This is a genomic window from Pelagibaculum spongiae, from assembly GCF_003097315.1.
In the GTDB taxonomy this organism is placed as follows: domain Bacteria; phylum Pseudomonadota; class Gammaproteobacteria; order Enterobacterales; family Pelagibaculaceae; genus Pelagibaculum; species Pelagibaculum spongiae.
Genome location: NZ_QDDL01000002.1, coordinates 53,476 through 66,735, shown reverse-complemented (window position 1 = coordinate 66,735; position 13,260 = coordinate 53,476). Strand labels below are relative to the sequence as shown.

Below are 13,260 nucleotides of genomic sequence, written 5' to 3'. Positions count from 1 at the left end.
ATCTCGCTGTGGGTGGGTCAACTATGTTCCAAGCTACCAAAGGATCATTAAAGCAATGCAACCGGTGAATATTATTTGTATGAAGTGGGGCCAGAAGTATGGTGCTGATTATGCAAATCGCTTATATCGAATGGTTAAACGCCACTTAACCCTGAACTTCCGTTTTGTTTGTTTTACTGACGACGATACTGGTTTGGAAGATGGAATTGAGGCGATGCCACTGCCTTCTTTAGATTTACCAGAAGGTGCTCCAGAACGAGGCTGGAATAAACTCTCGACCTTTGAACCTGATCTCGCAGGGTTATCTGGTGAGACTTTATTCCTTGATCTTGATGTTGTTATTGTTGGCAATATAGATGATTTATTTAGTCATCCGGGTGATTTTTTAATCATTCGAGACAAAAAATTTAAGCGCCGCTTGATTGGCAATTCATCCGTCTACCGTTTTAGAATTGGTGAGCACCCAGAAGTACTTAGTTATTTCCAACAGAATTTTGCCAAAGTACAAAGTAGCTTTAGAAATGAGCAGGCTTATCTTTCTGATCAAATTAATCAAAAAGACAAACTGAGCTTTTGGCCTGAAGAGTGGTGTATTAGCTTCAAATATAATTGCGTATCGCCGTGGCCAATTGCCTACTTCAAAGATCCGCAAGTACCACCCAATACAAAGATTCTTATTTTTCACGGTTACCCTTTGCCGGAACATGCAATTGCAGGGATCACTCACAAGTGGTATCGGCCAATTCGCCCTTGCCCTTGGTTAGCGGATCACTGGAAGTAGTAGGGTGATTGTTATAAGAGTGGTGATTGATTTCGCATCCTCTTCGTTAGTGGGCTACCGACAGTAGCCGCATGGTTGTTGGAAGGAAAATATGAAAAAAGAAAAATCTTCTTTCGCCAAGTTTTTTTCTCTAAGTAGGCATCAAAAAAGAAAAGGTGGAGACAAGCTTATCAGTCAGCTTGTTTCAGTTGATTATGAAGCAATGAAAAATAATCTGATCAATGATGCAAAACTGAAATACACACATGGTGCAGATAAAGATCTACAAACACATATTGAACATCTGCGCCATGAATTTTCAGGTCAATCAGAATTGGTTTACCACCACGCCAAGCTGATCGTTTTGATTCGGCGAGAATCTAATCTGCAGCAGTCTTTACAAAGTTTTTTTGAACTGTGGGATCAGCAAGGCGATTTTTTGCGTCAACATCTAAATATTCGCTGGCTTATTTCTGCCATAGATACTTTCATTGATCATTCTTCAGACCCAACTACTCAAGCTTTAGGACTACTTGTTCCGGTAATGATGAATACCATCAAATTGCATGAAACTGAACGTTTGTTGCAAGAAAGCAAAGATGCTGCAGACTCTGATGAGATTAAAGCAACATTACAAAGTGGCCGAGTTGATTTATTTAGTGGCATGTCCTGTTTTGCTGTAGGTACTGACGACACGATTCGTAATATGCGCTGGCGAATAGACCGTAACTGCCAAGGTAATCCTGCAGGTGAGATTTTCCTAGAAATTTTTGAACGGATTCAAGGCGAAGATACTGTATATGGTCGTTTTAAGAAAAGACATGTTCGTGACAGAACTGGTTGGTGGAATTAATAAACGGTATGAAAGCAATAGTTATTAACCTTGAAAGTGCGCTAGAAAGGCGTGAATTTCAGCTCAAGCAAGCCAAAGCGCTAGGGTTCGAACTAGAAATATTTAGCGCAGTGACTTGCTCAGATATTTCGCCGCAAGAGTACCAATCTATTTATTGTACATGGGAACGCCCAATGCTTGAGACAGAGGTGGCTTGCTTTAAAAGCCATTACAAGGTCTGGCAACAAATTGCACAAGCAAAACAACCCATATTGGTTTTGGAAGATGATGCAATTCTTGTAAATGATACCTCAGCGATTCTTCAGAATTTAATGGCGATGCGTGAAATTGATCATGTTTCTCTGGAAGCACGAGGACGTAAGAAAATCCTCTCTAGTTCTAGCCATCCATTGTTTAATCAATTTGTTTTAAGAAGATTGTTTCAAGATCGAACAGGCGCTGCGGCATATGTACTCTGGCCTTCAGGAGCTAGAAAACTGCTGGATAATGTTGCAGGAAAGGCCGGTTTGGCTGATGCAATAATCTGTGCGAGTTATAATCTCAATAGTTATCAGGTAGAGCCAGCAGCAGCGATTCAAGCTGATCGATGCGATTTTTATAATGTTAATTCGCCTATTAATCCAGGTTCCACCATTAATCTACAGTCCAAGCCGTTACGCGCTGATGCCGATTCTTCATTAAAAACCTATGTTTGCAAATTGAGAAGAATTAATGGCCAGCTTAGAATGGCTAGACGTCAATTAACCACATTGGGTAAATCAAAAAGGCGTATGGCAGAAGTTAAAGGTAGTTTGTTTTTTAGCCCGTCTTCGGAAGAAAAGTTATGACAAAAAGAATTCGTAAAGCAGTATTTCCCGTTGCAGGAATGGGTACTCGTTTTTTACCAGCAACAAAAGCTTGCCCTAAAGAAATGCTCCCAGTGGTAGACAAACCACTAATTCAATATGCGGTTGATGAAGCAGTTTCTGCTGGCATAACAGAATTAATTTTTGTCACTTCTTGGTCAAAACGAGCAATTGAAGATCACTTCGATAGTAACTTTGAATTGGAATATAAGTTAGAAAAAGCTAATAAGCTTGAACAATTGGAAATGGTTAAAAATATTCTTCCAAAAGGCATTAGTTGTTCTTATGTTCGTCAGCATGAAGCTTTAGGGCTTGGGCATGCCGTTTTGTGCGCAAAATCTTTAATTGGTAATGAGCCTTTTGCAGTGCTGCTGGCTGATGACATGATTTATTGTGAAGAAAAGCAATGCCTTGATGAAATGATCAAATTAGCTGAGAAACAGCAATCATCAGTAGTGGCGGTTGAAGAAGTGCCGATGGAGCGAGTTCATCAGTATGGAGTGATTGATCCAGTCACTGAAGGCGGTGTAACTCACCACGAACAAGTACATCAATTGAAAGGCATTGTAGAAAAGCCAGCGATGCAAGATGCGCCATCTAACTTATCGGTAGTTGGGCGCTATGTATTGCAACCTGAAATTTTTACTGAGTTGGAAGCAACGCAAAAAGGAACGGGCGGTGAAATTCAGTTAACGGATGCAATTGCGAGTCTTTTAGAGAAGGCGCGAGTCTTTGGTTATCAATTCGAAGGTACTCGTTACGACTGTGGTAGTAAGTTAGGTTATATGAAAGCCAATGTTGAGTATGCGCTAAGAGATCAAGAGTTAGGTGAAGAGTTCGAAACAGTTCTGAAAGAATGTATGGCTAAAAAATACTAAATTGATGAGGTTGTTATGGGACTTAGTATATTTTGGGGGCTGAATGAAGGCTTTCAAATGCATGCATATAATCAATATGCTGATAAAAAGATGCTTTTCTCAACAAGTCTATTAGACGAGTCAGATTCATTTTGGATTGACAAAATGGAGAACGACCAGTTTACAAAAAAATTCTTTAAAAACTCTAGTGAAGTATCAATCCCTGATTCTCTTAAAGAGATATTTGACGATCGGTATTCTTTATATAGAAAACAATTTTCCCGTTGCCATAAAGGAATTGGGAAAAGTACAAATGAACCTAGAGTCTATCTTCATTTATACCGAATTTTGCAATGGTATTTCCAGCGGTTTGAAAATGAAATAATTGATTATGTTTCATTTGTCGCGCCACCTCATTTCGGTTTTGATTTAATTCTTTCAGATTATGTGGTTTGGTGTGGGGGCAAAACATATTTTTCATATCAATTGTTATTCCCTGATTTATTTGTAGTTTATGATCAGAATCTTAATCAAATTCAGCCAAAAACAAAAATGGTTGAGATGAAAGTAGATCTTCCCGATGTAGATAATGAAGAGTTATCATATATGGTTGGAGTCATTCATGGGAAGCCAAAAGCACAGTATTGGCGATGGACGCGTCGACTAATTAAGTATTCATTAACTGCTTTCAGTGAGCGTTCCCGGGTAAATATTACACAGTTAAGATTGGAATACTTATATTATAGAAACCTCAAGTCCGCAGGGCTTTGGACTCAGGATAAGCTAGAGAGAACTTTAAACAAAAGAAAGATAATATACTTTCCGCTTCATTATCAGCCTGAGCTCACGACTTCAATGTTTGGTGGTGAATATGACGATCAAATGCTTGCTCTGGAAAGACTGAGTAAGGTGTTGCCAAAAGATTACCTGATAATTGTGAAGGAAAATCCAAAGCAAACTTTTCAATATAGAAACTCAGTTTTTTTCACTCGATTGTCAGCTTTAAAAAATGCGTTGTTTATTGGTAAATGTATTGACTCAAAATGGCTGATTAAAAAAAGTTCGGCGGTTGCAACCATCACAGGTACTGCGGGCTGGGAAGGGATTAGATATGGAAAGCCGATAATAACTTTTGGAAAAGCATGGTACGCTAAATTTGATGGCGTGTATTCTTTTGATTATAGAATTGATATAGAAAAAATTATAAGTTGTAAAACTGATCATGAGAAATTAGAGAAAGATTTCGATAGATTTATTGGTTCTGTCTGGAAAGGGATTGTTGATGAATACTATGTCAACATTTCAGATTCAACGGAGCAGGAATTGTCGCAGAACATGTTTGATGTGTATTGTGAAATGCATCGACTTTCAGCTGTTGATTAGTGTATTGGTTTAACATGACAGAGAGATTTTCGTGGTGAACAAAAAAAAAATTATATATGGTTTTGAAGGTTTTGGCGGTGCAGAGGCCATTTCGAAGCTCGATGATGCTGATTGGTACGGTATCGGGAAATACTCTCCGCGTGTTGATTATAATCGTAATGAACTTGAGCTCTTTTCATTCAGCAAAAATCTGCCTGACTCAATAAAAAAGATTCAATTACCCGCATCGTTGTTGGGAAAATTTAATCAAAATATGTCTGTTTATTTTGACCAACTATCAAGAACACGCAGTTGTCGAACTGGAACTCCAGAGCAAAATAGACAACATATATTGTTGCTTTTGAAGTGGTGGTACGACAAATATCAAGATGTTGATATAGAATGGGCGTTTTTTGCTATGCCACCACATTTGGGTGTTGATCGGGTTCTGTCTGATTATCTTGAATGGAAAGGTGTGATGGTTCGTTGGGGAATGCAAACGCTATTTCCTCCATTGTATATGGTTACTGATACTGACTTGAATGTTATTCCTGCGCCGAGTTTGCTAAAAAATATTGGCAAACAAGAGATGCCGCATTGTGAAAAAGAAATTTTATTCTACATGAAAACACTGCGACTCAAAAAACCTTCTTTTTTAAAGTGGTTGGAATCAAGAACTAAAGCAGGCCTTGGAGATTCTCGTTACTCTGTTCAATGGGCAGATATGGCTTATTTTGACGGAAAAAAATATTTCAAAAGAATAGAAGATAAAATAAATAAAGATAAGTATAAGTTTGATAAGATTGTTAAAGATGATATTCCTTTTGTTTATTTCCCTCTACATTACCAACCAGAAATGACAACATCAGCGCTAGGCGGTGTGTTTTCAGACCAAGTGCTTGCTATAGAGGTATTGCATGAGAAGTTGCCTATAGGGTGGAAGATAGTAGTCAAAGAAAATCCAATTCAGACATTCCAATATCGAGATGATAGATTTTTTAAGCGTCTTAAAATGTTGCAGAATGTAGTGTTTTCTAGCACTTCAGTTGATTCAAAGTGGTTGATTTCAAAATCACAGATAACAGCAACAATTACCGGTACAGCTTTGTGGGAAGCCGTTAGAATGCAAAAACCTACACTAATGTTTGGCCGTGCTTGGTATGAGGGTTTTGAAGGAATCACACCTTATCATCCCAATCTGAAACTGGATGAACTGGCAAGCGCGACTATTTCAATAAATCAACTTGAACAAGACTTTCAGATATTTATTGAAAAATGCTATCGTGGTGTCATTGATGCTGATTACAATGAATCATCGGGCGTCGATTTAAAAGAAAATATCAGTCTGATTACTCGATTATTTGTAGATCTTACGCAGCAGCGAATGAAGTTAAGCTGTTAATCATAAGTAGGTTTTAGAATGAAAGATCAACAGAAATTGTGCAAGATTTTATGGCGGTTTGATGGAGGACTACTGGCTCAGTCGGTCAATAATCTGGACATCGATAAAATGTGGTTCGGTTATCATGGTGATGCAGTCGATTATGATTACTGTGTTGAAACAATGGAAACTGAGGCTTTCTTTGTCGATAACAATATTGATGTTTCAAATATTAAGATCCCCAAAGCTATGCAACAAATTTTTGAGGATAACCTTCCTCAATACCTAGAGCAATTTTCAAGATCTACACTATATAAAATTCATGGTGAAGAGCGAGCAAAAGCTCATTTTATTAATATTTTAAAGTGGTATATTAAAAAAATTGATACCATTTCGATTCAGTGGGTTTTATTCAGTATTGTCCCTCACTTTGGTATTGATCAGATTCTCTCGGATTACTTGAAGTGGAAAGGTTGTAGAGTATTCTATGTAATGCAAACACTTTTCCCGAATTTACTCAGAATTTATGAAGATTACAATGCTGATCTTTATCCTATTCGATTTCCTCCGAAAGAACTAATATTACCGATGCCTGATTGCGAGGCTGAGGAAATGTTTTACATGAAGAAAAATAAAAAAAGGAATGGAGAGATAAGCCAGATCGTGCTAAATGGTTTCGTCAGTGGGTGAAGTCTCGTTTAGGATTCAAAAAGTACCCTAAAGAGAAAATAGATCGTCGTATTGCTGGCGAAAAAGCATATTGGAATAATATGCAATCTTTTGGCCATTGGGATGAGAAAAAGCTTGAGAAGGCCGTCGGTTATGGAAAATTCATATATTATCCACTACACCTTCAGCCTGAAATGACGACCTCAGTGATGGGCGGTGATTATAAAGATCAGATGCTTTCTATTGAGCATTTATCTAGGATCTTGCCAAAAGGTTGGAAAATCGTAGTTAAGGAAAACCCTAAGCAATATTACGATTATTATTATCGTGGCGATGAATTTTTTAAACGAATGCATAGTATCGATAACTTGATTTTTGTTGGGAAAAACATTGATACTAAATGGTTGATTAAAAAATCATGCATAGTTGCAACCATAACTGGTACTGCTGGTTGGGAATCTATTCGCCTGAAAAGACCTGTACTGACATTTGGCGATGCTTGGTATGATGGTTTCCCAGGTGTTTATAAATTCAATCCTAAATTGAACCTGAAAGAAATTTCTGAAGAAAAAATTAATCCTGACAGTATTAGAAAACATTTCGAAAGTTGGCTTAAGAACTGTTGGGTCGGAATTGTTGACTCTGACTATGAGATGATCTCTGAGAGAAGTGAAGCTGTAATGCAGCAAGATCTTATGGGAATATTCAACGACCTAGATGAGATCACAGCCTTTAAGGATCATCGAACAATCCAAACCTTGCGGAAGTAAGAGGTGTTTGTAATGAGCGTACAACAGCTAGCAGAAGACTGGAAAAAAACTGGAATTGAATCTGGCGACATGATTCTTCTTCATAGTAGTATCAAAAATACCATTCGCAGATATTTACGTCAGAAAATAAAATTAACACCTGATGATATTCTCGACTCACTATTATTAGCGGTTGGTTCTGAAGGTACATTGTTACTACCTTTGTTTAATTTTGATTTCACTAGTGGTTCTGGTTTTGATATCCGATCAACACCTTCACAAATGGGTGTTTTAACTGAGGCAGCTAGAAAAAGAGAAGGTGCGGTAAGAACAGGTCACCCGATTTATTCATTTGTTGCTTTAGGTAAGAATGCCGATAAATTTTTATCCGTCGACAATGTAAGTGGTTATGCGGAAGATTCTCCTTTTGGAATTCTTCACCACAATAAAGCGAAAGTGGCTGTTTTAGGATTGCCCGACCAAGATAGTATGACTTTTTATCATTATGTAGAAGAAATGCATAATGTCTCATATCGATATTATAAAAAATTTACTGGAAATTATACAGAAAGTAATGGCTTGAGTTCTGATAAAACATACTCTCTGTTTGTAAGAAATGTTGAGGAAGGGGTTTTAACAGATGTTGATCCTATGGGAGAACTTCTGTGGGAAAAAGGCCTGTATCATGGTTTCCGCCCATCTGAAGATGTTGGGTTACGCTGGGTTTATGCAGAAGATATTTTTAATGCAGTGGCAGAAGTAATTAAATCAGGTAATGCTAAGGGTTTACTTTACTCGATTGAAGGTGAAGAGTAATGAATGATTCGAGTGAAGGCAGCATGATGCACCAATTTTGCCATGAACTGTTTCCAATTTGTCGTAGCATAACAGGCAATGGATTCCGCCAGTCATTGAATATGCTGAAAGAATTGGTTCCTGAACTAGAAATTCATGAAGTCGCCTCGGGAACGCAATGTTTTGATTGGGCTGTTCCTAAAGAGTGGAATATTGCTGATGCATATATTTTAGATCCAGAAGGAAATAAGATTTGTGATTTTAAGCAATCTAATTTACATGTGATGGGATATTCTATTCCAGTAAATAAGAGTGTAACGCTTAATGAATTGCAAGAGCATTTATATTCACTGCCAGACCAGCCCGATGCTATTCCATACATGACTTCTTATTATAAGGAACGCTGGGGCTTTTGTATTACGCATCAGCAAAGAGAGACGCTTAAGCAAGGGAATTATCAAGTTGTAATAGATAGCGTTTTAGAAAATGGAAACCTGACTTACGGGGAAATATATATTCCTGGTGAAATTCAGGATGAAATTTTCTTTTCTAGTTACCTTTGCCATCCATCAATGGCTAATAACGAACTTTCTGGTCCGGTAGTAACCACTTTTTTGGCAAAATGGGTTTCGCAGCTTAAAAATAGAAAACACAGCTTTCGTTTTGTCATTATTCCGGAAACGATCGGTTCAATTGTGTATTTAAGTCGAAATATTGAAAATTTAAAAAAGAGAGTAGTTGCCGGATTTAATCTGACATGTGTTGGTGACGATAGAACCTATTCATTTCTACCTTCGCGTCAGGAAAATACTTTATCTGATCAGGTTGCACGACATGTTCTTAAGCATGTGTATCCTGAGTATACCGAATATGATTTTCTTACGAGAGGCAGTGATGAAAGGCAGTATTGTAGCCCCGGAGTAGACTTGCCTGTTTGCTCTATCATGCGCTCGAAGTATGACTGTTACCCTGAATATCACACGTCATTAGACGATTTGACAGTTGTGACGCCGTCTGGCTTGCAAGGAAGCTATGATGCATATTGCAGAGCTATTGAATGCATTGAAAAAAATGAAACTCTACAGGTATCTGTTTTATGTGAGCCGCAGCTAGGTAAACGGGGTTTATATCCAACTTTGAGTACCAAAGACACTTATAGCCAAGTAATGCACATGATGAATTTTATTACTTACTGCGATGGCACAATGAGCGCGCTGGAGATTTGTAATCGAATTAATGCACCTTTTTGGGAATTATTTGAAACGATAGACAAATTGAAAAAAGAAGGCTTGCTTATTACAGCATAAAACAGTTTCTGATACTTGATAATAGGGAGGCTACTTATTGCCTCCTTATTATTTTATCTGGCAGGAATTCCTTTGTTTTTCATTGCCATGCGACAATCATTTGGTGTCGCATCGGTAAAGTGGAAAATACTCGCAATACCAACAGCTGAAACATTGGTCTCAGCAATTGCAGCAGCATCTTCAGGGCTACTTACACCACCAACATAGATCACCGGTATCGAAACTAGTTTGGAAACGATATCAGCAAGTTCAACGTTAGCACCTTCCATTGAACCGTCGCGAGTGACATTGTTGATCAGAATCTCGCCTGCACCTAAAGCTTCAACCTGTTTGATCCAAGTAAGCAGATTTAGCTCTGTTTGAATTGTTCCATTGCTGTAGACATAGAATTTGTCGTCTTCTTCTACAACATCAATAGAAACAACAATACACTGAGCACCAAATTCTTCTGCAGCTTCGGTAATAAACGCCGGTTTCAGAAGTGCTTGAGTGTTAATTGCAACCTTGTCTGCACCACGCTTGAGTAACTCTCTAATATCGTCATTACTACGAATTCCTCCGCCAACTGTCAGTGGCATAAAGCAATCTTGAGCAATTTCCTGAATAGTAAATTTATCGATGGCACGATTTTGTTTTGATGCATCAATATCCAGTAACACTAACTCGTCAACATTACGCGTATTGTAGGTACGCATAACTGTAACAGGGCTACCTAGGTTTCTTCTCACATCAAACTTAACTGTTTTTAGTACAGAGAATCCATCAAGTAAAACAATTGGAATAACTCGTTTTCTTAGCATGACTCAATAAAATTCCTTAGAAATTTTAATCCAACATCTTGGCTCTTTTCGGGGTGGAATTGTGCGCCATGAATGTTGTTTTTATTAACGTAAGCAACTACGTTTTCGCCATAATCGGTATAGGCGACATTGACTGATTCATTTAACTTCATAGCAAAGCTGTGCACAAAATAAAAACAGCTATTGTTTTCAATTCCATTGAAAATAGGAAGGTTTTTTGTGTCTACATCATTCCAACCAACATGGGGTACCAAAAGAGTCTTATTTAAACTGTTTATTTTTTTGACTTTTGCATCAAAAAAACCTAACCCTTCGGTGTTGCCATTTCCTTCTTCACCTGACTTTGCTAATAGTTGCATGCCAACGCAAATACCAAGTATTGGAATGTTCTGGTCCAATATTTTTTTTCGGATTTCTGAATAAAATCCAGATTCTCTAAGTCTTGTGGCAGCCATTGAAAAATTACCAACGCCTGGTAGTAAAATTTTCGTAGCATTTGATAGCCCCGAAGGGCTATCAATGACTTCATAGGGGAAGCCTAATTGTTTGACTGCTTTTATTACGCTGCCAATATTTCCAACTTGTAAATCAACTATTTTCAGCATGATTTTAACCTGGGAAGAAACGACGAATCAGATTGCCATCTTCATCTTTAATCAGTTGACCTGTTTCATCATCACGTTCAAAAATCATTTTGTTTGTGAATCGATCAAGATTTCCTGTAAATTCTTCTTTGGTAATGTTCAAGTATTCCATCAAATCTGGAATATATTTCCATGGCACTTGGCCTTCTGAAGAATTTCTCAGTGCTATTACCGCTTCTTCACGAGTCATTCTACCTGCGCGAATTTCAATGCAAAGCTGATCAGTCGCTCGGCCATAGCCGTATTTAATAAACTTCATGTAGTCATGAAGCCCGCCAATCCACTTGCAATCCAGATTTTCGAAATCATTGTATGCACCTTCAACCGGGCCATCTGGATTTTTGTTCCAACCCATACTGCAGCACATATCAGTGTTTCTTTTTGAATCCCATTTTTCGAAGTAGCCGAGAAATAACCCAGTTACGCCAACTTCATTTACCTCTTCATCGTCGGGGTAAAGTAGAGTTTTAATGCTATTTAATTCAACGCCGTCATGGACTACATCTGATAACCTATGACCGCTCATTTGAAACTGTTCTAGCCAGTTGCGGTCAAGAAAGTTGTTTTCTTTTTTAGCTGCAGGGCCGCCATATTCAAATTGAGAGTTTTCGCCCCAGATTAGTAAAGGAATTTTGTAGTTTACAGCAATGCGAACCGGGGCTGTAAATATTCCAATGTGCTCTGGCCAGCAGCAGTCACCTAGTTTGAAAAAGCCAATTCTAACTAGTTCTTTATAACTTTTTCGATTGCCTGAAATTTGAATTAAATCGAAGCCTTGATCACGTAAGAAGTTAAGATTTTTCAGCCCAACTTCAGTCAAATCACAAGGTGTATGAGTGACGCAAAGAGGAGTCATACCATACTTATCGCGCATTGTAATAGCTTGATAGCAGCTGTCTTTTCCGCCACTAACAGGGATTATGCAGTCGTAGCGAGACCCATCACCTCTATATTTGCTAAGAATTTCTTCAAATTCTACTGATCTTTGATCCCAGTCGATTTTGTCGTGCTTATCGACAGCTGAATGACAAGCATCACAAATACCATCTGTGAATACCTGTTCCGGCCTAGTAGCTGGCATAATACATTTATTACAATATTGCATAGAAAACCTTTAAATATTTCTGACACCAAATGAGGCGAAGTGTAAATCAAAGCAGTATCATGATTAATTTTTGATCAAGTGATCTTCAGTTAAGGCGGTGCCTTTGGAGATATCTTGTGAAACTATTTCTCCTAAAACTGATTCATAAAACTTAGGTGCTAGTCCAAATCCAGGGCGAATACTTCGGACATTTTCAGCTGTAAATTTTTCTCCAGCTTTAATATCTTGGACAACATATAGAGAACGCCTGAATTTTACGTTGCCTTGTTCAGCTGCTGTCCGCTCATAATTTACATTACCAAGCGCTTGCCAAGCTGTTTTAGAGTCTTTGCATAGTGAAGTTAATTCTTTAGGTTCAAGTGAAAAACTATCATCGGCACCGCCGCCATTTCGGTCCATAGTGACGTGTTTTTCAATGATGCATGCTCCTAAAGCAACAGATGCTACTGCTGTTGCATTATCAATTGTGTGGTCTGAAAGCCCAGATAATACATTGAAGCGCTCGGCGATATCGACAATGGTTTTAAGGTTATATTGATCGGCGGGCGCTGGGTAGCCACTAACACAATGAAGAACAACCAGCTCTGTACAGCCATTTTCTTTTGCTGTGGCAATTGCTTGCTCTATTTCTGCTTTATTAGCCATGCCAGTTGATATAATCATTGGCTTGCCTGTTTGAGCAACTCGTTTGATTAACGGCAAATCAATCACTTCAAATGATGCAATTTTATATGCAGGAGCATTTAATTCTTCTAGTAAATCAACGGCTGTAAAGTCAAAAGGAGAGCTAAAAATAGTAATGCCGAGCGCTTTAGCTTTCTCAAATAAAGGTTTGTGCCATTCCCATGGCATATGAGCACCTTTGTATAATTCATACAAAGTTTGACCATCCCATAGCCCGCCATGAATTTGAAATTCTTCTGAATCACAATCCATGGTAATGGTTTCATGGGTATAGGTTTGCAGCTTTATCGCATCAGCGCCGGCTTTCTTGGCTTCTTCCATAATCTGGAAAGCGCGTTGTATATCGCCGTTATGATTAGCTGACAATTCTGCAATAATATAAGGAGGATGGTCTGGCCCAATGCTTCGGCCATCAATAATAATTTCTTTTTTGTTCATTTTAAACTTCC

At 38.2% G+C, this 13,260-nt stretch carries 14 protein-coding genes; 10 read left to right on the top strand and 4 right to left on the bottom strand.

Annotated elements, in window-relative coordinates:
- Positions 1-55: 55 nt before the first annotated feature.
- The 10 genes from DC094_RS06310 (at position 56) to DC094_RS06265 (ending at position 9,578) form a co-directional block, all read left to right on the top strand.
- Positions 56-781: a glycosyltransferase gene (locus DC094_RS06310; protein ID WP_116686739.1), complete on the top strand. Its 726-nt coding sequence runs from the start codon at positions 56-58 to the stop codon at positions 779-781.
- Between the two features lie 91 nt (positions 782-872).
- Positions 873-1,613: a hypothetical protein gene (locus DC094_RS06305; RefSeq protein ID WP_116686288.1), complete on the top strand. Its 741-nt coding sequence runs from the start codon at positions 873-875 to the stop codon at positions 1,611-1,613.
- An 8-nt stretch (positions 1,614-1,621) separates the two neighbouring features.
- A complete protein-coding gene (locus DC094_RS06300) occupies positions 1,622-2,440 on the top strand; it encodes a glycosyltransferase family 25 protein (RefSeq protein WP_116686287.1) in 819 nt (272 codons plus the stop codon).
- A complete protein-coding gene (gene galU / locus DC094_RS06295) occupies positions 2,437-3,336 on the top strand; it encodes a UTP--glucose-1-phosphate uridylyltransferase GalU (RefSeq protein ID WP_116686286.1) in 900 nt (299 codons plus the stop codon). Before DC094_RS06300 ends, galU begins: the two co-directional genes overlap by 4 nt.
- 15 nt (positions 3,337-3,351) lie before the next feature.
- A complete protein-coding gene (locus tag DC094_RS06290; protein WP_116686285.1) occupies positions 3,352-4,698 on the top strand; it encodes a capsular polysaccharide export protein, LipB/KpsS family in 1,347 nt (448 codons plus the stop codon).
- A 34-nt stretch (positions 4,699-4,732) separates the two neighbouring features.
- Complete coding sequence (locus DC094_RS06285) at positions 4,733-6,079, top strand: capsular polysaccharide export protein, LipB/KpsS family (protein ID WP_133245480.1); 1,347 nt, start codon at positions 4,733-4,735, stop codon at positions 6,077-6,079.
- Between the two features lie 18 nt (positions 6,080-6,097).
- The gene (locus DC094_RS06280; protein WP_116686283.1) at positions 6,098-6,748 is read left to right on the top strand and encodes a hypothetical protein; all 651 of its coding nucleotides are present in this window, start codon (positions 6,098-6,100) and stop codon (positions 6,746-6,748) included.
- Positions 6,745-7,497 carry a capsular polysaccharide export protein, LipB/KpsS family gene (locus DC094_RS06275; protein WP_116686282.1) on the top strand — a complete coding sequence of 251 codons (753 nt, stop codon included), beginning with the start codon at positions 6,745-6,747 and terminating at the stop codon, positions 7,495-7,497. The genes DC094_RS06280 and DC094_RS06275 overlap by 4 nt, the downstream gene beginning before the upstream one ends.
- Before the next feature lie 12 nt (positions 7,498-7,509).
- The gene (locus DC094_RS06270; RefSeq protein WP_116686281.1) at positions 7,510-8,292 is read left to right on the top strand and encodes an AAC(3) family N-acetyltransferase; all 783 of its coding nucleotides are present in this window, start codon (positions 7,510-7,512) and stop codon (positions 8,290-8,292) included.
- Positions 8,292-9,578, top strand: a complete 1,287-nt coding sequence (locus DC094_RS06265) for a DUF4910 domain-containing protein (RefSeq protein WP_116686280.1) — start codon at positions 8,292-8,294, stop codon at positions 9,576-9,578. Before DC094_RS06270 ends, DC094_RS06265 begins: the two co-directional genes overlap by 1 nt.
- Positions 9,579-9,631: 53 nt before the next feature.
- On the opposite strand, the gene hisF is transcribed toward DC094_RS06265, so the two are convergent.
- The 4 genes from hisF to pseI all read right to left on the bottom strand — a co-directional run bounded on the left by hisF (position 9,632) and on the right by pseI (position 13,249).
- Positions 9,632-10,378, bottom strand: coding sequence for an imidazole glycerol phosphate synthase subunit HisF (gene hisF / locus DC094_RS06260; RefSeq protein WP_116686279.1), 747 nt, complete (start codon positions 10,376-10,378; stop codon positions 9,632-9,634).
- Positions 10,372-10,983, bottom strand: a complete 612-nt coding sequence (gene hisH / locus DC094_RS06255; protein WP_116686278.1) for an imidazole glycerol phosphate synthase subunit HisH — start codon at positions 10,981-10,983, stop codon at positions 10,372-10,374. The genes hisF and hisH overlap by 7 nt, the downstream gene beginning before the upstream one ends.
- A 4-nt stretch (positions 10,984-10,987) precedes the next feature.
- The gene (locus DC094_RS06250; RefSeq protein ID WP_116686277.1) at positions 10,988-12,127 is read right to left on the bottom strand and encodes an N-acetyl sugar amidotransferase; all 1,140 of its coding nucleotides are present in this window, start codon (positions 12,125-12,127) and stop codon (positions 10,988-10,990) included.
- A gap of 63 nt (positions 12,128-12,190) precedes the next feature.
- On the bottom strand, positions 12,191-13,249 hold the full coding sequence (gene pseI / locus DC094_RS06245) for a pseudaminic acid synthase (RefSeq protein ID WP_116686276.1): 1,059 nt from the start codon (positions 13,247-13,249) through the stop codon (positions 12,191-12,193).
- Positions 13,250-13,260 lie beyond the last annotated feature (11 nt).

Excerpts from the sequence above, each read along its gene's own strand:
- DC094_RS06310 (WP_116686739.1), top strand. The coding sequence starts at position 56 with ATGCAACCGGTGAATATTATTTGTATGAAGTGGGGCCAGAAGTATGGT.
- DC094_RS06305 (WP_116686288.1), top strand. The coding sequence starts at position 873 with ATGAAAAAAGAAAAATCTTCTTTCGCCAAGTTTTTTTCTCTAAGTAGG.
- DC094_RS06300 (WP_116686287.1), top strand. The coding sequence starts at position 1,622 with ATGAAAGCAATAGTTATTAACCTTGAAAGTGCGCTAGAAAGGCGTGAA.
- galU (WP_116686286.1), top strand. The coding sequence starts at position 2,437 with ATGACAAAAAGAATTCGTAAAGCAGTATTTCCCGTTGCAGGAATGGGT.
- DC094_RS06290 (WP_116686285.1), top strand. The coding sequence starts at position 3,352 with ATGGGACTTAGTATATTTTGGGGGCTGAATGAAGGCTTTCAAATGCAT.
- DC094_RS06280 (WP_116686283.1), top strand. The coding sequence starts at position 6,098 with ATGAAAGATCAACAGAAATTGTGCAAGATTTTATGGCGGTTTGATGGA.
- DC094_RS06270 (WP_116686281.1), top strand. The coding sequence starts at position 7,510 with ATGAGCGTACAACAGCTAGCAGAAGACTGGAAAAAAACTGGAATTGAA.
- DC094_RS06265 (WP_116686280.1), top strand. The coding sequence starts at position 8,292 with ATGAATGATTCGAGTGAAGGCAGCATGATGCACCAATTTTGCCATGAA.
- hisF (WP_116686279.1), bottom strand. The coding sequence starts at position 10,378 with ATGCTAAGAAAACGAGTTATTCCAATTGTTTTACTTGATGGATTCTCT.
- hisH (WP_116686278.1), bottom strand. The coding sequence starts at position 10,983 with ATGCTGAAAATAGTTGATTTACAAGTTGGAAATATTGGCAGCGTAATA.
- DC094_RS06250 (WP_116686277.1), bottom strand. The coding sequence starts at position 12,127 with ATGCAATATTGTAATAAATGTATTATGCCAGCTACTAGGCCGGAACAG.
- pseI (WP_116686276.1), bottom strand. The coding sequence starts at position 13,249 with ATGAACAAAAAAGAAATTATTATTGATGGCCGAAGCATTGGGCCAGAC.